We start from the raw sequence: 19,411 nt of genomic DNA, 5'->3' as shown, positions 1-19,411 counted from the left end.
TCCGTCACTACCGGGGCAGCACCACGACATACGCCGCCGGGTCACGGTCGCCCGACGCCATCAGGGCCGTACGGACCACGGTCGCCTGTTGTTCCGGGGAGTCGCGGAGCTTCCTGGGTGTGATGTGGACGACCGTGATGCCCAGACGTTCGAAGTGCTCGCGCTTGCGGGCGTATTCCGACCAGAGGGCGTCGTCGTCCTGGCGGGGTGCGCGGGTGTCGAGTTCCAGCGCGACCGCCTGCCGCGGCCAGTACGCGTCCAGCCCGCCGAGGTGGGGTCCGCCCGGCAGGCGCAGGTCCACGTTCCAGACGGGGTCGGGCAGGCCGAACTCGCGGACCATCCGGTAGAGGCGGTCCTCGGCGATCGCCCGGCCCTCGGCGAGCAGCGAGTCCACGGCGTCCACCACGTGCGGGCGGGTCAGCAGCTTCGCCTGGGTCAACTCGCGCACCACGGACGCCGGTTCGCAATGACCACCGCGTACGGCCTCGGTCAGCAGCAGCCGCACCGCCTCCGCGTCCGTCAGCTCCGCCACCGCGTCCGCCAGTGCGCGCGGCACCGGCGCCACCGGCAGGCCCGTCACCGCGCGGGGGGCGGGAAGACCGGAGGTGCGCAGGATGCGGACGTAGCCGCTGGAGCGCAGCCGGCGCAGCCGGGGGACCAGCACGTCGACGCGGTCCAGGGAGAGCAGCGACGGGGCGGAGGAGAAGCCGTACAGGGTCAGGGCGGCGAGGCCCGTGATCGCGACCTCCGCGTACACCGGACGGTGGGGCTCGTCGGCGGTGGGCTGTACCGGGACGCCGCCCGGGACCGACTCCCGTGCCGCGTACAGCAGCGCCCCGTGCAGCCGCTCCTCGCTCGTCGGCGGGCCGGGGTGCAGCAGGACCACGTTCGGCAGCAGCAACTGCCAGGCGCCGCCGGGGCGGCACTGATCGTTCAGCTCGGCCGTCGAGACGCCCTGGGACCGGAGCTGGGCCACCGTCAGGACGCGGCGCCGGACGTCGGAGAGATGACGGAGGGGGCGGGGGGAGAGCGGGGTGTTGTGCGTCATGGCCTCGAAGTTCCCGCGTGCGGTCCCTTCTTTAACCGTTGTTACACGCTCGTCGAGGAATGCGGACAAGGTGGAACTAAAGGACGGGTGTTCGGGTGCCGAGTAGGCACGGAAAACCCCTGGTCCAATCAGGTGCGGACCAGGGGTTACGGCTCCTATTGCCTGAATTCCGTAACGGTCACCGACCGGGCAAGCTCAGGCCAACGATCAGGCTCCGGCGGTCGCCGCGTCGCACGCCTGTCCGCGCAGGGACCGCGCCAGGTCGTCCCGCGCCTCCAGCACGAGCCGGCGCAGCGCGGGCGCCGCGTCCGCGTGGGACTCCAGCCACGCGTCCGTCGCCTCCAGCGTCTCCGGACGGTCCTGGAAGGAGGGGAACAGGCCTCGTACGACGTCCATCCCGATCTGGATCGACCGCTCCCGCCACACCCGCTCGATCGCCGCGAAGTACAACTGGGCGTACGGCGCCGTCAGCTCCCGCTGCGAGGGCTGGTCGAAGCCCGTGATCGTCGCCTCCACCAGCGCGTTCGACAGGGCGTCGGACTCCACGACCTGCGCCCAGGCCTGCGCCTTGACCGCCGCCGACGGGCGCGCGGCCAGACAGCGGACCTGGTGGCGCTTGCCGGACGCCGTGTCGTCGCGGGCCAGTTCGGCCGCCAGCGCGGACTCGTCGGCCACCCCGTGGGCCGCCAGCGGCTCCAGGAAGGCCCAGCGCAGCTCCTGGTCAACCTCCAGGCCCTCGACCGTCCCGGTGCCGTCAAGCAGGCCCTTCAGCAGGGCAAGGTCCTCCTCGGTGGAGGCGACCGTCGCGAAGAAGCGCGCCCAGGCCAGCTGGTGCTCGCTGCCGGCCTCCGCGGCCCGCAGCTCGCGCAGCGCGCCCTCGGCGAGCAGCGCCTCGCCCGTCGCCCGCCACGTCGGCGCCGCGTAGTGCACCAGCGCCGAGTTCGCCCAGGCGTGCAGCATCTGCAGCACGCCGATGTCGGACTCCCGGCCCGCGAACCGCAGCACCAGGTCCACGAAGTCGCGCGCCGGCAGCAGGGCGTCCCGGGTGAGGTTCCACAGCGCCGACCAGCACAGGGCGCGCGCCAGCGGGTCGGTCAGCTCACCCAGGTGCGCGCGCAGGGTCTGCAGCGAGGTCTCGTCGAAGCGGATCTTGCAGTAGGTCAGGTCGTCGTCGTTGACCAGCACCAGCTCCGGCGCCTCGGCACCGGCCGGCTCCGCCACGACCGTGCGCGGACCCTCCACGTCCGTCTCCACGCGCGCGTACCGCTCCAGCGCTCCCGCGGGCGTACGGCGGTACAGGCCCACCGCGACCCGGTGCGGGCGCAGCTCGGGGTGCGACTCCGGCGCCTCCTGCACCACCGCCAGCTCGGCCACCCGGCCCTCGGCGTCCAGCAGCACCTGCGGGGTCAGCGAGTTCACCCCGGCCGTCTGCAGCCAGGAGCGGGCCCACACGGTCATGTCCCGGCCGCTGGTCTCCGCCAGCACCGACAGCAGGTCGCCCAGGCGCGTGTTGCCGTACGCGTTCCGCTTGAAGTAGCGGCGGGCGCCCTCGAGGAAGGCGTCCCGGCCGACGTACGCCACCAGCTGCTTCAGCACGGAGGCGCCCTTGGCGTAGGTGATGCCGTCGAAGTTGAGCTTGGCGTCCTGCAGGTCGCGGATGTCCGCCGTGATCGGGTGCGTGGAGGGCAGTTGGTCCGCGCGGTAGGCCCAGGCCTTGCGGCGGTTGGCGAAGGTGATCCAGGCGGCGGTGAAGCGGGTCGCGCCGACGTTGGCGAACGTGCCCATGAAGTCCGCGAAGGACTCCTTCAGCCACAGGTCGTCCCACCACACCATGGTGACCAGGTCGCCGAACCACATGTGGGCCATCTCGTGCAGGATGACGTTGGCCCGGGCCTCGTACGACGCCTGCGTCACCTTCCCGCGGAAGATGTACTCCTCGCGGAAGGTCACCAGACCCGGGTTCTCCATCGCGCCCAGGTTGTACTCGGGCACGAACGCCTGGTCGTACTTGCCGAACGGGTACGGATAGTCGAAGTGGTCGTGGAAGAAGTCCAGGCCCTGCTTGGTGACCAGGAAGACGTCGTCGGCGTCGAAGTAGGGCGCGAGGCCCTTGCGGCACATCGCGCCGAGCGGGATCTCCAGCTTCGTGCCGTCCTCGAAGGTCCGCTCGTAGGAGTCCGTCACATAGTGGTACGGCCCCGCCACCACGCAGGTGATGTACGTCGAGATCGGCTTCGTCTCCGCGAACCGCCATACCCCGTCGGCGAGTTCACCGGCGCCGTTGCTCCACACCGTCCACCCTTCGGGCGCCTGCACCTCGAAGCGGTAGGGGGCCTTCAGGTCCGGCTGCTCGAAGTTGGCGAAGACCCGGCGGGCGTCGGCCGGCTCGTACTGGGTGTAGAGGTAGACCTCGCCGTCCTCGGGGTCCACGAAGCGGTGCAGGCCCTCACCGGTGCGGGAGTAGGCGCACCGGGCGTCGACCACCAGTTCGTTCTCGGCGGCCAGGTCCTCCAGGGCGATCCGGGAGCCGTCGAACACCTCGCCGGGGTCCAGGTCCTTGCCGTTGAGCGTGACCGACGTCACGCTCGGCGCGATCAGGTCCGCGAAGCTGGACGCGCCCGGCTCGTTGCAGCGGAACCTGATCGTGGTCACCGACCGGAAGGTGCGCGGCTCCCCGTTCCCGTCACCGACGGCGGAGCGCAGGTCGAGCGCCACCTCGTACCCGTCGACGGACAGCAGGGCGGCCCGCTCCCGGGCCTCGTCGCGGGACAGATTCTCACCGGGCACGGGCGGCACTCCCTCGTGGTCGCTTGGACACCTCAGAACAGGACCGATCCTGCCATGCGCCCCTGACAGGGGCACCAGGGAATGAGGGGGCGAGCGGGAATGTTGGGCTTTCAAAAGCCCGTTTCGCCGAGGAGAGACATGTCCGAGACCGCGACCACGTCCGGCAAGACCCCCGTGGACTTCTGGTTCGACCCGCTGTGCCCCTGGGCCTGGATGACCTCCCGCTGGGTGCTGGAGGTGGAGAAGGTCCGCGACATCGAGGTCCGCTGGCACATCATGAGCCTCGCCGTCCTCAACGAGAACCGGCTGGACGAGCTGCCCGAGTCGTACCGGGAGATGCTCGCCACCACGGCCTGGCAGCCGGTGCGCGTGGTCACCGCGGCCTGGCAGAAGCACGGCGCGGACATCCTCGGCCCCCTCTACACCGCGCTCGGCACCCGGATCCACAACAACGGCGAGGGCTCGACCCTGGAGGCCGTCGCCGGCGCGCTCGCGGACGTCGGCCTGCCCGCCGAGCTGATCGAGTACGCCGAGCAGCAGGACTTCGAGTTCGACGCGGAGCTGCGCGCCTCCCACAAGGAGGGCATCGAGAAGGTCGGCCAGGACGTCGGCACCCCGGTCATCGCGGTCCCGGGCCCCGACGGCGAGCAGATCGCCTTCTTCGGCCCGGTCGTCACCCCCGCCCCCAAGGGCGAGGAGGCGGCCCGCCTGTGGGACGGCACCCTGGCGGTCGCCTCTGTCCCCGGCTTCTACGAGATCAAGCGGACCCGCACCAAGGGCCCGGACTTCAGCAACCTCTGACCCGTCACGTGTCCTCGGGAGGGGGGGAACCAGCCGCCGTCGGTCCAGTTCCAGCTGCGCTGGTAGCGGCGGCACCCCTCCCTGGTGCAGCGGACGTAGGCATCGGGCGCGTGCCCCGACTTCTCCTTGCGGACGTGTACCTTCTCCTCGTCGCTGAGCGGCCGGAACGCCTGCAGCGGGCCGCCGCAGCTCGGGCATCGCTTGAACTCCATGTAGCACCCTCCCCGACGGTCACGGGCCGGGCAGCGGTCACCGCCGCGCCCGGTCCCTGGCCGTCGCCAGTCGCTCCAGATGCTCCTCGTAGCCCTTCGTGTAGTACGCCGCCCGGTCGGCGTCGGGTTCCACCACGCGCGTCGGCCGGGTCCAGAGATCGGCGTCCAGCGCGACCCCGTACCGCTCGGCCGCCGCGAGCACCGCGCCCCGTGCGCCCACCTCGCCCTCGACCACCCGCAGCGGGCGGCCCAGGACGTCGGCCAGGAGCCGCATCCAGGCGGGGCTGCGGGTGCCGCCCCCGCACACCGCGAGCGTCCCGGTCAGGCCCGCCGCCGCCAGGCAGTGCCGGGCCGCGTAGCCGATGCCCTCGCAGGTGGCGCGGATCAGATCGGCGGACGTCGACTCCAGTGAGACACCGGTGAGTTCGGCCCGCAGCCGGGGCTCCACGAAGGGGGCGCGCTCGCCGGAGGGTGCGAAGTACGGCAGCACACGCACGCCGTGCGCGCCGGGCGGGGTGGCGGCCAGCAGGTCGTCGACCTCCGGATGCCGGACCCCCGTCGTCCTCAGCACCCAGTCCAGGGCCGCCGTGCCGACCATCGCGGGCATCGCGCGCAGCCAGTGGCCGGGCCGGTCGGTGGAGATGTACAGGCCGGCCGGTTCACCGCCCAGGTCCAGCTCGGTGGTGGCGACCAGGCTCGCCAGGCAGGTGCCGACGATCAGCAGCCCGTCGCCGGGCGCGGTGACCCCCGCGCCGAGCGCACAGGCGGGCAGGTCGTACGGGCCGTTCGCCAGCCGGGTGCCGGGCGGCAGCCCCTCGTGCGCCTCGCCGGTCGCCACCGGGTCGCCGATCCGGGCGAGCAGGTGCCGGCGGTGGGTCAGGCCGAGCAGTTCCACCACCCGGCCGTCGTAGGACCGGGTGCGCGGGTCCAGGAACGGCATCGACGCGTCCGACACGTCCGTCACCGCCCGTGCGGTGCCGGCCAGCCGCTGGAAGACCATGTCCTTGCAGTAGACGGCCGCCGCGGCCGCGTCCAGGGACTTCGGCTCGTGCCGGTCCAGCCAGGCCAGCAGCGGGCCCGGGCAGCCCGGGAACATGGCGCCGCCGGTGCGCCGGAAGACGGCCTCGAAGGTGCCGTCCGCGAGCCACTGGTCCACCAGCTCATGGGCCCGGCCGTCCATCCAGGAGGCCGCCGGCCGCACCGGGCGGCCCGCCGCGTCCACCAGCCACACCCCGTCGCCCTGCCCGGTCAGCCCGGCCAGCTCCACCGGCCCCGGCACCTGCCCGGTCAGGGCCTCCAGCACAGCGACGACGGCCCCGTACACCTCCTCCATGTCCTGTTCCACGGCCCCGTCGTGCAGGTCGAGGCCCACCGGTCGTGTCTCTACGGCCAGTTGGTGGCCGGTGCCGTCGAAGGCGGCGGCCTTGACCGTGGATGTGCCCACATCGATCCCGACGAACATGCCCGCCTCCCGGCAGCTTCTCAGGTCAGACAGTGCGCGAGCGGTTCCCCGCGCACCCACCGCCCCACCTCGGCGGCGGCGATCCGCGCGGCCTTCTCCGCCACCGCCCGGCTGGCCCCGCCCAGGTGCGGGGTGAGGACGACACGGTCGGCGAGCCCGGGCAGCCGGGAGCCGGGCGGGAGCGGTTCACGGGCGTAGGTGTCCAGGGCCGCCGCCGCCAGCCGCCCGCTCTCCAGCGCGTCGCACAGCGCCTCCTCGTCCAGCAGCGGACCCCGGGCCGCGTTCACCACCACCGCGCCGGGCGGCAGCAGCGCCAGCTCGCGGGCGCCGATCAGCCCCCGGGTCTCGGCGGTGAGCCGGGCGTGCAGGGTGATCACGGCGGAGCGGCGCAGGAGGTCGTCCAGCGAGGCCACGCGCAGCCCGTGCACCTCGCCGCGCACATAGGGGTCGTACACCATCACCCGCGCCCCGAAGGCGCACAGCACTCGCGCCACCCGGCTGCCCACCGCGCCGTAGCCGACCAGGCCGACCGGCAGGTCCTCCAGCTCCAGGCCGCTGTGTTCGTAGGTGTAGTACGCCGATCCGGCCCAACTCCCCTGCCGCGCGAGGAGTTCATGGGCCTGGGGGATGCGGCGCAGGGCCGCGAGGAGCAGGCCGACGGTGAACTCGGCGGTCGCCGTGGCGTTGCGGCCCGGCGCGAAGCACACCCGTACGTCGTGTCGCCCGGCGGCGTCCAGATTGACGTTGACCGGCCCGCCCCGGCAGACCACCACCAGCCGCAGCTGCGGGCACGCGCCGAGGACGCGTTCGGTGACCGGCCCCATCTGGGTGACCAGCACCTGCGCGCCCCGCAGGGCGCCGATCAGTTCGTCCTCGGCGTCGCTGGCCTCGCTCACCTCGGCGACCGGCCCGAAGGGCTCGAGGGGCCAGCCGAGGGTCAGTTCCCGCACCTCACAGGCTGCTTCCCGGCCCAGGGCCTCGGCGATCAGCGACGGCAGGACGAAGTGGTCGCCGGCGGCCACCACACGCACGCTGGAGGTCATCGCAGGGAGTCTCCCGTCTCGGCGTCGAAGACATGCGTGAGCCCGGCCGCCACCCGGACCTGTTCGTCGTGCGCGAGGCGCACCTCGGGCCCGGTGAGCACCACCAGGTGCCTTTCCACCCCGTCGAGGGCGAGGGTGGCGATGCCCGACTCCAGCAGCGGCTCGTGGGCCACCACGCGGGCGGGGATGCCCTCGTCGCCGGTGAGGGCCAGGTCCTCGGGGCGGATGCCGACCACCACGGGCCGGTCCGGGGCCACCGGCACCGGCAGCGCGACCCGCGCCCCGGCGGCGAGGCGCGCCTGGCCGCCGGCGTCGGCGATGCCTGGCAGCAGGTTGATCGCGGGCTCGCCGACGAAGTCCGCCACGAAGGTGGTGGCCGGGCTGTCGTAGATCTCGTAGGGGGTGCCGAGCTGCTGGATCACGCCGTCCCGCATGACGGCGATCCGGTCGGCGAGGGACAGGGCCTCCTCCTGGTCGTGCGTGACCAGGATCGTGGTGTGGCCCAGGTCCCGCTGCAGGCGCTTGAGTTCACGGCGGGTGGTGTCGCGCTGGGCCGCGTCCAGATGGGACAGCGGCTCGTCCAGGAGGAGCACGTCCGGTTCCCGGATCAGCGCCCGGGCCAGGGACACGCGCTGCTTCTGCCCGCTGGACAGCCCCGCCGGGCGGGCGTCGAGGACATCGGTCAAGCCGACCCGCTCGGCGATCTCGGCGACCTTGCGGGAGACGTCTCCCCGCTCGGCACGCCTGCGGGCCCGCAGCCCGAACGCCAGGTTCTCCGCGACCGTCAGCGGCGGGTACAGCGCGTAGTTCTCGAACGCGACCCCGACGTTCCTCCGCTGTGCCGGACGGCCGACCACCGAGGCGCCCCCGACCAGGATGTCCCCGCCGGTCACCGCCTCCAGCCCCGCGATCATCCGCAGCGTGGTGGACTTCCCGCAGCCCGACGGGCCCAGCAGCCCCAGCAGCTCGCCCGACTTCAGGCTCAGGTCGAGCCCCCGCACCGCCTCCACCGCCGGGCGACCCCGCGACCGGTACGTCTTGCGCAGTTCACGCAGCTCCAGCGCGGTCATCGCCCTCCCTCGGATCCGTGGCGCACACCTCGTAGCGCACCTTGTGCTCGTCCAGGTCGCGCAGCGCCTCGGCGGACGCCCCGTCGTCCACCAGCAGCAGGTCGAACCGGGAGAGCGGGGCGACCCGGTGCAGGGCGACCCGGCCCAGCTTGCCGTGGTCGACCAGCAGCACGTTGCGGGCGGCCGCGTCGAGCATCGCCCGCTTCACGGAGACGATGTGCTGCTCCTGGTGGTAGGCGTAGCCGCCGTGCACGCCCGAGGTCGAGGCGAAGCACACGTCCACGCGCAGCTGTTCGACCGCCTCCACGCAGGACACTCCGAGGAAGGAGGAGTGCAGCGGGTCGTAGTCGCCGCCGAGGGCCATCAGATGGATGCCCCGCTGGTCGGCGAGGAGGTTGACCGCCTCCAGGAAGTTGGTGACGACCGTGAGCGGGGTGATCTCGCCGAGGCGGAGCCGGCGCGCTATCTCCAGGGTGGAGGTGGAGTCGTCGAGGAGGATCGCCATACCGGGTTCTACGTGGCGCAGCGCGTGCTCGGCGAGCGCGGCCTTCTGCGGGCGCATGGTCTTCAGCCGGTACTGCACGTTCGACTCGAACACCCCGGACGGCTGCGCGGTCACCCCGCCCCGGAACTTCCGTACGATGCCCTGCCGTTCGAGTTCGTCCAGGTCCCGGTGGATGGTCATCAGGCTCACCCCGAACCGCTCGGCCAGCTCGGCCGCCGTGGCCGAGCCCTCGGCCAGCACGAGTTCGGCCATGGCGGCCTGCCGGGCCGCGGGTCCCTGCTGTGCACCACTGCTCATCACGTGCTCTTCCCGATTCGTCGTCCTGGGCGCTCCGGCCGGTCGGCCTCGAACACCAGCAGGTTCTCAGGCCGGACGGCCGGGCGGACCGGATCGTCGGGACGCAGCCCGGCCGCCTCGCTCCGCGGCACGACGAGCGACAGGTGCTGCGTGCCGATCCGCACCGTGACCTCGACGGACCGCCCGAGCACCTCGGTGACGTACACGGTTCCGGTGAGCCGGTGGCCCTCCCCGGCCAGGGAGACGTCCCGGGGGCGCAGGCCGACCAGCACCTCGCCGCCCGCGGGAACCCGTACCGGCAGCGGCAGTTCGAGCGCGCCGTCCACCGAACGGAAGGCCCCGCTCTCGGTCACCGTCCCGGGCAGCAGGTTGATCCGGGGCCGTCCGAAGGCCCGGGCGACCTCGGTGTCGTGGGGCCGGTACCAGATGTCCTCCCGGGTGCCGGTCTGCACGATCCGCCCGTCCCGGACGACCCCGATCCGGTCCCCGAGCGCCAGCGCCTCGACGGAGTCGTGGGTGACGTACAGGGTGGTGGTCCGCCGGACGGCCCCGATCGCCTTCAGCTCCGCCCGCATCTGCTGGCGCAGCTTGGCGTCCAGGTGGGAGAGCGGCTCGTCCAGGAGGAAGGCGCGGGCCGGGCGGACCAGCACCCGGCCGAGGGCGACCCGCTGCCGCTGCCCGTTCGACAACTGCCCCACCGACCGGTCCAGCAGGGCGCCGACACCGAGCAGTTCGGCGACGGCGGCGACCCGGTCGCGGGCCTCGGCGGCCGGCAGCCGGTGTCTCGGGGAGCGCAGGGGTGAGACGAGGTTGTCGTAGACGGACCGGTGCGGGTAGAGGGCGTAGCTCTCGAAGCACATGGCCACGCCCCGGTCGTAGGGCTCCACGTCCCGCATGTCGCGGCCGTCGATCTCGACGGTCCCGGAGTCGGGCCGCTCCAGCCCGGCGACGGTCTTCAGCGTCGTGGTCTTGCCCGCGCCGGAGGGCCCGAGCAGGCAGAAGAACTCACCCTCCTCGACCTCAAGATCGAGCCCGTCGAGGGCCGTGGTCCTCCCGTACGTCTTGTGCACGTCCCGCAGCGCCACGCTCATGACTTCACCGCCCCGAACGACAGCCCGCGCACCAGATACCGCTGGATGGTCAGAGCCAGCAGCAGCGGCGGTACGACGGAGACCAGCGCGGCGGCGGCCGTGAGGTTGTACTTGGGCCGGTCGCCGCCGAGGAAGGACAGCGCGCCCACGGTCACGGTCTGCGCCGAGCTGGAGGTGAGGATGAGCGGGAAGACGAAGTTGTTCCAGGCGAAGATGAACGCCAGCAGGGACACGGCCGCGATGCCGGGCTTCACCAGCGGCAGGGCCACCTTGAAGAAGGCCTGCTTGCGGGAGTAGCCGTCGAGCAGCGCGGCCTGCTCCAGCTCCGGCGTCAGATCGGCGAAGTACGACCGCATGATCCACACCACCAGTGGCAGGGTGACCAGTTGCAGCACCCACACCATGCCGACGTAGGTGTCGAACAGTCCCAGCTTCTGGTAGAGCACGAACAGCGGGATGATCACCGTGAGTTCGGGCGCGAACCGGAACGACAGCAGCGTGAACATCAGGTTCTCCGAGCCCCGGAACCGCCAGCGCGCCGAGGCGTACGCGGCCGGCAGGCCGACCACCAGCGAGAGCACGACCGCGCCCACCGACACCACCAGGCTGTTGACGAAGAACCGCACGAACGGGATGCCCTCGCTGTCGCCCAGCACGGTCCGGTAGGAGTCCAGCGTCGGGGTGAAGGAGAAGTAGGTGCTGAAGAGCTGGTCGGCGGGCTTGAGGGACAGGATCACCATCCAGGCGATCGGGAAGAGCGCGAAGACGAAGTAGAGGACGAGGGCGGCATCCGCGAGCCACCCCAGCAGCCGTTTCCGGTGGGTCACTTGGCCTCGGCCGCCTTCCGCTGGATGCGCCCCAGATGCCGGACGAGCACCATCGCGGCCAGGTACACCACGGCCCACAGCACGATCGTGTAGCTGATCCCGAAGGAGTAGCGCTGGAAGCGGATCGCCTCCAGGTAGGCGCGGATCTGCAGCACCACCGTCGAGTCGCCGGGGCCGCCCTCGGTCAGGGCGTAGATGATGTCGAAGACCTTCAGCGAGTCCATGAACCGGAAGATCACCGCGACCAGGACGTACGGCCACAGCATCGGCAGGGTCAGCCGCCGGAAGGTGTACCACCAGCCGGCGCCGTCCACGGCCGCCGCCTCGAAGGGGGAGGTGGGCAGCGACCGCAGACCGGCCAGCGCCAGTATCGCCACGAACGGGGTGTAGACCCAGACGTCGACGGCGATCGACGACAACAGGGCGCCCGCCGGCGTGTCCGTCCACTGCACCCCGCCGAGTCCGAAGGGCTTCAGCAGGTGGTTGACCACGCCCACCGAGGGCTGGAGCATCAGCTTCCACATGATCGCCGCGATCACCGGGGCGATCATCAGCGGAAGGATCAGGATCTTCTCCAGGATCCGGCCGACCAGGGACGACCGGTGCAGCAGCAGGGCGACCGCGACGCCGAGCAGGGTCTCCACGGCGGCCGCGCCGACCGCGTAGAGCACGGTCACCCAGGCCGAGTTCCAGAAGGCGTCCTGCGTGAAGACCGTCTCGTAGTTGTGCAGGCGGACCATGTCCGGCTGTGGCTTGCTCGCCGAGAAGTCGAACAGCGTGTAGTAGAGCCCGAGGCCGAAGGGGTAGAGGATTCCGCAGGTCAGCAGCAGCGCCGGGACGACGAGGAAGTACGGCCGCAGGGCGGTCCGCAGGCCCATGGCCCTCAACCCACCTTGGACTTCAGGTCGCTCGCCAGCCCGTTCAGCACGGCCCTCGCGTTCTTGCCGCCGTAGATCTCCTGCAGGGCCGCCGCCCAGCTGGTGGTGGCGTCGAAGAACTGCGCCTGCGGGGTGAACTGGATCTTCGTCTGGTCCACGACCGTCTCGAAGGTGTCCAGGAAGCCCGGCAGGTGCCGCATCTTGTCCTTGTAGGCGCCGTCCTGGCTGATCGACCTGCGCACCGGGTCGATGTGGTTGTTCTCGAGGGCGGCTCTGCGCAGGTGCTCCTTCCCGGTGGCCCACTGCAGGAACAGCCAGCCGGCGCTCTTGCGCCTGCTCCTGGCGTTCATGCCGAGCGACCAGATCCACATGTTGGTGGCGAGCGAACCGTCCGGCCCCTTCGGCCCGGGATGGAAGGCGATCTTCCCGGAGGCCGGGCTCGCCCCCTTCACCGCCTGGAAGTAGGCGGCCGTGTCCGCGTCGAACAGCATCCCGGCCTTCTTGGCGCCGAGGTCGCCGGAGCACTGGTACCAGGTGTAGGACGTCCAGGACGGCGGCCCGCCCTGCTCGACCATGCGGGCCCAGTCCTCGGTGAAGGCGACGGCCTTCGGGGTGTTCATGGCGGGGGTGAGCTTTCCGCCCTCGACGGTGAAGTCGTGCAGCCCGTTGCGGGCGTACATCGTCATGAACCCGGGATGGATGGTGGCCCAGCTCCTCGACCCCCGTACGGCGATCCCGTACATGCCGTCGAACCCGGCACCCGGAGCCTTCCTCTTGATCGCCCCGGCCAGCTCGCGCAGCTCGCCGAAGGACTCGGCGGGCTTCAGCCCCAGTCTGCCGAACACCTCGGTGTTGTAGGCGACCACGTTGGTCTCCCAGCCCCACGGCAGCGCGTACTGCCCGCCCTGCCCGAGCGGCGCGCCCGCCTTCAGCGACCACTGGTCGGCCTGCAGCAGGTTCGGGAAGAAGTCGGCCTGGTCCCATTCGGCGCCGGTCGCCGAGGAGTTGCGCATCCAGGGGCCGAGGTCCTCCAGCCAGCCCGGTGGCCCGTACTGCCAGACCATGTAGGCGCCGAGCATGAAGACGTCGTACGAGGCGCGCCCGCTCGAGAGGTCGACGGTGAGCTTGTCGAAGTAGTTGTCCTCGGGGAAGACGTCGTATCGCACCTCGATGCCGGTCTTCTCGGTGAAGGACTTCAGGTCGGCGATCAGGGCGTCCGTGTAGGGGTGCTTGTTGAGCAGCGCCCTGACGGTGGCGCCCTTCTCCCGCTTCCAGTCGAAGGCGCCGGTGACGTCGTCGGCGGCCGAACCACCACCCTTGTCGCCTCCGTTGCCGCCGAAACCGGTGCCGCAGGCGGACAGCAGCGGGGCCGCCGCGGTGGCGGCGGTGAGGGCTCCCGTGAGAGCCAGGAAGCGTCGGCGGTCGTGCACGTGCCTGTCCATCCGTACCTCCGTCGGTGGGGCGGTGGGGTCGGGCGGTTAACACGGTGAGTCGACTCGACAACAGAGGGTGTAACGGCGGCGGATGTTCGTCAATCCCTTGTGCACGGGGAAATGAGGGGGAAATCTCAGAAGAGCGTGGGAAGTTCACAGAACTGGTCGCGATGCGCGGGAGGTTCGGATGAGGTCGGCGTGGCTCGGAATCGATCTCGGCACGCAAGGGGTGCGCGCCCTGCTCGTGACGGCCGACGGCAGCGTCCTCGGCAGCGGTACGGCACCCCTGGAGCGCGGGCGGCGCGAGGGTGTGCGGCACGAGCAGGATCCGGCGGAGTGGTGGGAGGCGGTGTGCGCGGCCTGCCGGCGGGCGCTCGACGGGGTGCGGACGCGGGTGGGCGGACTCGCGGTGTGCGGGACCTCCGGTACCGTGCTGCTCACGGACGACACCGGCCGCCCGGTGAGTCCGGCGCTGATGTACGACGACGGGCGGGCCGCTTCCGAGGCGGGACGGCTGCGGTCGGCGGGGCTCGCGGTGCAGGACACCTGGGCGTTGCCGAAGGTGCGCTGGCTCGTGGACCGGCACGGCCCGGGCCGGCCGGCGCACCAGCCGGACGTGATCACCGCACGCCTGGTCGGGCACAGGGTGCCCACCGACTCCAGCCACGCCCTGAAGACGGCGTACGACGTGGAGCGCGAACGCTGGCCGGATCTCACCGGGCTCCCCGCGGGCACCCTCCCGGACGTCGTACGGCCCGGCACCCGGCTCGGTGAGGTCTGCCGGGCCGCCGCCGAGGCCACCGGCATACCCGCCGGCACCCCTGTCGTCGCGGGCATGACGGATGGCTGCGCGGCACAGATCGCCTCCGGAGCGCTGCGCGAGGGCGCCTGGAACTCGGTGCTGGGCACGACCCTGGTCCTGAAGGGGGCCGCCGCCGAACCGGTCCGCGACCCGGCCGGCGTGGTCTACAACCACCGTGCCCCCGACGGCACGTGGCTGCCCGGCGGGGCCTCCAGCGTCGGCGCCGGAGTGCTCACCGCCCGCTTCCCGGGCGCCGACCCGGCCGTACTGGACGCCCGGGCCGCGGCCTTCGAACCGTCGAACGCCGTCGCCTACCCCCTCGTCTCCCCGGGAGAACGCTTCCCCTTTCGCGCCCCGCACGCCACCGCCCTCCTCCTTGGCGACCCGGATTCGGACGCCGACCTGTGGGCGGCCCTGCTCCAGGGGGTGGCCTTCGCGGAACGCCTGTGCCTGGACTACCTGCACCACCTGGGCGCCCCCCTGGACGGCCCCCTCACCTTCACCGGGGGCGCGGCCCGCAGCCCCTACTGGACGCAGCTGCGCGCGGACGTCCTCGGCCGCCCGGCGCGGGTGCCCGAGCGGACCGAGCCGGCGCTGGGCATGTCGGCGCTGGCCGCGTACGGCACGGGCGCGGCCCCCACCCTCGCGGACGCGGCCGAGGGCATGGTCCGCAGCGGCACGAGCGTCGATCCCCGCCCGGACCGCACGGCCCGCTTCACCGAGCCGTACGCCCGCCTGGTCGACGAACTGGAGGCGCGGGGATGGCTGCCGGGGGTGGTCGCGAGGCATGCGCGGGCACGGCTGCACCGGGATACTTCGGGCTCATGAGTACGACCCTGCTGCTGGCCCGGCACGGCCAGACCGTCTGGCACGCGGAGAACCGGTACGCCGGCGTGAGCGACATCGACCTCACCGACACCGGGCGCGCCCAGGCCGAGGCGCTGGGCCGCTGGGCCGCCGCCCACCCCGTGGACGCGATCTGGACCTCGGCCCTGTCCCGGGCGGTCCGCACCGCCGAGCCCGCCTGCCGCGCCCTCGGCCTCACTCCGCACCGCGAGGACGACCTGCGGGAGTGCGACTTCGGCGTGCTGGAGGGGCGTACGATCGCCGAGTTCGAGGCGGAGAACCCGCAGGCGGCCCAGGACTTCCGGACGGACCCCGTGGCCCATCCCTTCCCCGGCGCCGAGGACCCGCGCGCCGCCGTCGCCCGGGGCACGGCCGCCCTGCGCCGGATCGCCGCCGCCCACCCCGGCGACCGGGTCCTCGTCGTCGCCCACAACACCCTGCTCCGACTGACCCTGTGCTCGCTCCTGCGCATCCCGGTCGCGGAATACCGCCGTGTCCTGCCGAAGCTGCGCAACGGAGCGGTGAGCGAGATCCGCCTCGACGGCCCCACGGCTGCTCTCCTTTCCTTCAATGTTCCGTGCGAGCCGGACGTGCCGTAAGGCCGTCACCCGGGGTCGGGCCGGGCACCGCCCAGGATCTGCCGGAGGCGGCTCGCGTAGGCACGGGGGTGGCTGGTGTTTCCGTTGTGGCCACCGGGAAACTCCAGGAGCGCGCAGTCGAGCAGTTCTGCCAGGGCTCGCGCGCACCGGCGGTCGAAGACGGCCCGTGGGGTGGTGCTCCCGGCGGCGGGGATGATGCGGGTGCCGGTGTTTCTCAGGGCACCGACGTCGAGGGTGTCGTGGATGGCCGCGGTGAAGTCGTGCCGAACGAAGTAGTCGAAGTTGGCGACGCGCTGGCTGTTCATGGGCTGCGGGGTCGGATCGGGTTCGGCGTCCGCGTGGGTGGGGTCGATACCCAGGGTTCGGGCGATCTCCGGCAGGGCGGCGCCGAGGCCCTCCCGCAGGTAGAGCTCCTGCAGGACGGCGAGCTCGTGCTCGTGCCGGGAGCGCTCGTCGCCGGGCAACAGGCGTGGTGCGACGGGTTCGTGGGCGACCAGGGTGTGGAGCAGGCCCGGATGCCGCACGGCGACGTGCATTCCGATCACGGCTCCGAGACTGCAGCCGAGCATGAGAGCGGGAGCGTCGGTGAGGGCTGTCAGGAGGCGGTGGACGTCGTCGGCGTGCTCGGCCAGCGTCGCGCCCTGTTCCGGGACGGCGAGTCGGCTTCGGGAGAGGCCACGGCGGTCGTAGGTGGCCACGGTGTAGGCGTCCTCGAGCTGTGCGACAAGGTCCGTGCTGCGGTCGGCGTCGCCCTCGCCGCTCTGCGAGATCAGCAGCAGGGGGCCGGTGCCACGGAGCTGGTAGTGCAGGACCGCTCCTGGCGCTTCGAGCGTCCCGGTGGTGCTGAGCATGGTGACCCCCTTCAGTCGCGGCGGGCGGTCCACCGCGTCCTCCACTCACGTTATTCCATCGAACTCGATACATCAATCCCGATACATCCATCGAGATGCATCAATCTCGATGGATCCATTTCGATGTACGTTGGCCGGTGTGAACGGAGTCGAACTGTTCCTGCTGGGGCGCATCCTGATGAAGATCGGTGAGGAAGCGCTGCCGGAGCCCCCTGGCGGGGCCGGCCGATACGCGGGCAGTGCCCGGCTGGTGCTGGTCGTGGCCAGCGATGTCGCGGCCCATCCCGGCAGCGCCGTCGGCGAGATCGCCGCCCGCACCGGTCTGCCGCAGAGTCAGGTGTCCGCGGCCGTCGCTCGCCTGAAGGAGGCGGGATCGGTGCGGACCGTGCCGGATCCCGCCGACCGGCGCCGTGTGCTCGTACGCCCGGCGGCCGAGGTGTCCGAGCGCGTGGCGCAGGTCCGCGCAACCGACGTCGAGAGTGCTCTTGCCGCGATGCTGGGGTCCGCCGACCCGCAGCGGTTGCGGGACGTCACCGAAGCGTTGAACGTGCTCGCCCGCAACCTCCTGCCGGAGACGGCCGGCCGGCCCTGAACCGCGAAGACGGCCCCCACGAGTCACTTCTCGCGAGGGCCGTCTCCTTCATCCGCCTGCCGACGTGAAGGGTGAGAAGACGATCACGGGGCAGGACGTCTCAGGGGGCGAGCAGCAGGGCGTTCGCGCGGGACTTGGCGGCCTCGTGACGGCGGGCCACGTCCTGCCAGTCGACGACCTGCCACATGGCCTCGACGAAGTCCACCTTCTGGTTCCTGTACTGCAGGTAGAAGGCGTGCTCCCAGGCGTCGAAGGCCAGGATCGGGGTGGAGCCCTGGCCGACGTTGCCCTGGTGGTCGTAGACCTGCTCGACGATCAGCCGGCCGCTGAGCGGCTCGTGGGCGAGGACGCCCCAGCCCGAACCCTGGGTGGTGGCGGCGGCCTTGGACAGCTGCGCCCTGAAGGCGGCGAAGGACCCGAAGGACTCCTTGACCGCCTCCGCCAGTTCACCCACGCCGTCCTGGGCCAGCGGCTCGCCGCCGCCGCCCTTCGGACCGGTCATGTTCTGCCAGTAGATGCTGTGCAGGATGTGGCCGGACAGGTGGAAGGCCAGGTTCTTCTCCAGTCCGTTGACCGAGCCCCACGACTCCTTGTCCCGCGCCTCGGCGAGCTGCTCCAGCGTGTCGTTGGCGCCCTTCACGTAGGCGGCGTGGTGCTTGTCGTGGTGCAGCTCGATGATCTCGGGGCTGATCACGGGCGCGAGCGCGGAGTAGTCGTAGGGCAGGTCGGGCAGCGTGTAGACGGGCATGGGTGATCCCCTCCGGAACCTTATTGCAACTCCCTTGCAATTGCAGGCTAGCAACAAGTACCCGGTGGAAACGCAAAGGCCTCCACGTGTCGTACGTGGGGGCCTCGAACCGGAGAGCCCGGGGTCAGCGCCCGGCGCGCGCCCGCTGCCAGGCATAGCCCACGGCCGCCAGGAACAGCGTCATCCCGCCCGTCGAGTACAGCTGCACCCGGGTGCCGGGCTGCCGGGCCATCAGGACGAAGATCGCCGCCATGCCGGCCAGGGCGACCCAGGTGAGGAACGGGAACGCCCACATCCGTACGACCAGCTTCTGCGGCTCCTCCCGCTCCACGCGGCGGCGCAGCAGCAGCTGGGAGACGGCGATGAAGATCCAGACGACCAGGATCACCGCGCCGATCATGTTCAGCAGCCAGGGGAAGACACCGTTCGGGCTCCAGTAGCTGAGCAGCACGCAGGCGAAGCCGAAGACGCAGGAGGTGAGGACGGCGATGCGCGGAACCCCGCCGGAGATCCTCGCCAGCGCCTTCGGGCCCTGACCCCGCTGGACCAGCGAGTAGGCGATGCGCGAGGAGCCGTAGATGTTGGCGTTCATGGCGGAGAGCAGGGCGACCAGGACGACCACGTTCATCAGCTGGCCGGCACCGGGGATGCCGAGGTGGTCGAGGGCGGCGACGTACGGGCCCTTCGCCACGACCTCCTTGGAGTTCCACGGCACGAGGGTGACCACGACCGCCATCGAGCCGATGTAGAACAGGGCGATCCGCCACATCGCGGTGCGCACGGCGCTCGCCACGCCCTTGACCGGGTTCTCCGACTCGGCCGCCGCGATGGTGACCGTCTCCAGGCCGCCGTAGGCGAAGACCGAGGCCAGCAGGCCGATGACCAGGCCCTCACTGCCGTGCGGGAGGAAGTCGGTGAGGTTCGACGCACCCGGGGAGTGTGTGCCGGGCAGGACACCGGCGACGGCCAGCACACCCAGGATCAGGAACAGCGAGATCGCGCCGACCTTCAGCGCGGCGAACCAGAACTCGAACTCGCCGAAGTTCTTCACGGCGGCGAGGTTCGCACCGCAGAAGACCACCATGAAGAGCGCCACCCACATCCACTGCGGCGTGTGCGGCAGCCAGCCCTGGACGATGTTCGCGGCGCCGATGCCCTCGAGCCCGACGGCCGTGCACAGCAGGACCCAGAAGGACCAGCCCGCCGTGAAGCCGGCCCAGGGGCCCATCGCCCGCTCGGCGTGCGCGGAGAAGGAACCCGAGGAGGGGTGGGCGGCCGACATCTCGCCGAGCATCCGCATCACCAGCATCACCAGGAGGCCGGAGAGGGTGTAGGCGATCACGATGGACGGACCCGCGGCGGCGATACCCGCGCCGGAGCCGACGAACAGGCCCGCGCCGATCACACCGCCGAGGGCGATCATCGACAGGTGGCGCTGCTTGAGACCGTGGGAGAGGGAGGCGTTCTCCTGCTGGGGAGGCGTCTCGAGTGTGGTGCTGGGCATGGGCGCGGCTCGTCC

General features: G+C 71.6%; 17 protein-coding genes. 4 read left to right on the top strand and 13 right to left on the bottom strand.

What is annotated here, in order from left to right:
- Positions 1 to 7: 7 nt before the first annotated feature.
- Both AC07CM_RS07405 and pepN read right to left on the bottom strand, forming a co-directional pair.
- Positions 8 to 1,048 (bottom strand): hypothetical protein, encoded by a 1,041-nt coding sequence (locus AC07CM_RS07405; protein WP_478875372.1) that lies wholly within the window; start codon positions 1,046 to 1,048, stop codon positions 8 to 10.
- A 207-nt stretch (positions 1,049 to 1,255) separates the two neighbouring features.
- Positions 1,256 to 3,835 (bottom strand): aminopeptidase N, encoded by a 2,580-nt coding sequence (pepN, locus tag AC07CM_RS07400; protein WP_478875371.1) that lies wholly within the window; start codon positions 3,833 to 3,835, stop codon positions 1,256 to 1,258.
- 138 nt (positions 3,836 to 3,973) lie between these two features.
- Here pepN and AC07CM_RS07395 point away from each other — a divergent pair, with 138 nt between their 5' ends.
- The gene (locus AC07CM_RS07395) at positions 3,974 to 4,636 is read left to right on the top strand and encodes a mycothiol-dependent nitroreductase Rv2466c family protein (RefSeq protein ID WP_478875370.1); all 663 of its coding nucleotides are present in this window, start codon (positions 3,974 to 3,976) and stop codon (positions 4,634 to 4,636) included.
- Between the two features lie 249 nt (positions 4,637 to 4,885).
- On the opposite strand, the gene AC07CM_RS07390 is transcribed toward AC07CM_RS07395, so the two are convergent.
- Genes AC07CM_RS07390 through AC07CM_RS07355 form a run of 8 tightly spaced genes read right to left on the bottom strand, consistent with a single transcriptional unit; the run spans position 4,886 to position 13,463 of the window.
- Positions 4,886 to 6,310: an FGGY family carbohydrate kinase gene (locus tag AC07CM_RS07390; protein WP_478875369.1), complete on the bottom strand. Its 1,425-nt coding sequence runs from the start codon at positions 6,308 to 6,310 to the stop codon at positions 4,886 to 4,888.
- A 20-nt stretch (positions 6,311 to 6,330) separates the two neighbouring features.
- A complete protein-coding gene (locus tag AC07CM_RS07385; RefSeq protein ID WP_478875368.1) occupies positions 6,331 to 7,353 on the bottom strand; it encodes a 2-hydroxyacid dehydrogenase in 1,023 nt (340 codons plus the stop codon).
- The gene (locus AC07CM_RS07380; protein ID WP_478875367.1) at positions 7,350 to 8,423 is read right to left on the bottom strand and encodes an ABC transporter ATP-binding protein; all 1,074 of its coding nucleotides are present in this window, start codon (positions 8,421 to 8,423) and stop codon (positions 7,350 to 7,352) included. The genes AC07CM_RS07385 and AC07CM_RS07380 overlap by 4 nt, the downstream gene beginning before the upstream one ends.
- Positions 8,401 to 9,225 (bottom strand): DeoR/GlpR family DNA-binding transcription regulator, encoded by an 825-nt coding sequence (locus tag AC07CM_RS07375; RefSeq protein ID WP_478875366.1) that lies wholly within the window; start codon positions 9,223 to 9,225, stop codon positions 8,401 to 8,403. The genes AC07CM_RS07380 and AC07CM_RS07375 overlap by 23 nt, the downstream gene beginning before the upstream one ends.
- Positions 9,225 to 10,316, bottom strand: coding sequence for an ABC transporter ATP-binding protein (locus AC07CM_RS07370; protein WP_478875365.1), 1,092 nt, complete (start codon positions 10,314 to 10,316; stop codon positions 9,225 to 9,227). The genes AC07CM_RS07375 and AC07CM_RS07370 overlap by 1 nt, the downstream gene beginning before the upstream one ends.
- Complete coding sequence (locus AC07CM_RS07365; protein ID WP_478875364.1) at positions 10,313 to 11,143, bottom strand: carbohydrate ABC transporter permease; 831 nt, start codon at positions 11,141 to 11,143, stop codon at positions 10,313 to 10,315. Before AC07CM_RS07365 ends, AC07CM_RS07370 begins: the two co-directional genes overlap by 4 nt.
- A complete protein-coding gene (locus tag AC07CM_RS07360; RefSeq protein WP_478875363.1) occupies positions 11,140 to 12,021 on the bottom strand; it encodes a carbohydrate ABC transporter permease in 882 nt (293 codons plus the stop codon). Before AC07CM_RS07360 ends, AC07CM_RS07365 begins: the two co-directional genes overlap by 4 nt.
- 5 nt (positions 12,022 to 12,026) lie before the next feature.
- Positions 12,027 to 13,463, bottom strand: coding sequence for an ABC transporter substrate-binding protein (locus tag AC07CM_RS07355; protein ID WP_478875362.1), 1,437 nt, complete (start codon positions 13,461 to 13,463; stop codon positions 12,027 to 12,029).
- 178 nt (positions 13,464 to 13,641) lie between these two features.
- On the opposite strand from AC07CM_RS07355, the gene AC07CM_RS07350 reads away from it, so the two are divergent.
- Both AC07CM_RS07350 and AC07CM_RS07345 read left to right on the top strand, forming a co-directional pair.
- Positions 13,642 to 15,084, top strand: coding sequence for an FGGY-family carbohydrate kinase (locus AC07CM_RS07350; protein ID WP_478875361.1), 1,443 nt, complete (start codon positions 13,642 to 13,644; stop codon positions 15,082 to 15,084).
- Entirely contained in the window at positions 15,081 to 15,701 is a 621-nt protein-coding gene (locus tag AC07CM_RS07345; protein WP_478875360.1) for a histidine phosphatase family protein, read from the top strand. Before AC07CM_RS07350 ends, AC07CM_RS07345 begins: the two co-directional genes overlap by 4 nt.
- A gap of 5 nt (positions 15,702 to 15,706) precedes the next feature.
- Here AC07CM_RS07345 and AC07CM_RS07340 read toward each other — a convergent pair whose 3' ends face one another.
- Complete coding sequence (locus AC07CM_RS07340; protein WP_478875359.1) at positions 15,707 to 16,552, bottom strand: alpha/beta fold hydrolase; 846 nt, start codon at positions 16,550 to 16,552, stop codon at positions 15,707 to 15,709.
- A gap of 139 nt (positions 16,553 to 16,691) precedes the next feature.
- Between AC07CM_RS07340 and AC07CM_RS07335 the strand changes: the two genes are divergently transcribed.
- Positions 16,692 to 17,144, top strand: a complete 453-nt coding sequence (locus AC07CM_RS07335) for a MarR family winged helix-turn-helix transcriptional regulator (protein ID WP_478875358.1) — start codon at positions 16,692 to 16,694, stop codon at positions 17,142 to 17,144.
- A gap of 100 nt (positions 17,145 to 17,244) precedes the next feature.
- Here AC07CM_RS07335 and AC07CM_RS07330 read toward each other — a convergent pair whose 3' ends face one another.
- Positions 17,245 to 17,892, bottom strand: coding sequence for a superoxide dismutase (locus tag AC07CM_RS07330; RefSeq protein ID WP_478875357.1), 648 nt, complete (start codon positions 17,890 to 17,892; stop codon positions 17,245 to 17,247).
- A gap of 124 nt (positions 17,893 to 18,016) precedes the next feature.
- The gene (locus tag AC07CM_RS07325; RefSeq protein WP_478875356.1) at positions 18,017 to 19,396 is read right to left on the bottom strand and encodes an amino acid permease; all 1,380 of its coding nucleotides are present in this window, start codon (positions 19,394 to 19,396) and stop codon (positions 18,017 to 18,019) included.
- Positions 19,397 to 19,411: the final 15 nt, after the last annotated feature.

The organism is Streptomyces sp. NPDC044061, from assembly GCF_056434305.1.
The sequence above is the reverse complement of the archived record's forward strand: the minus strand, read 5'-3'. Positions and strand labels throughout refer to the sequence as shown.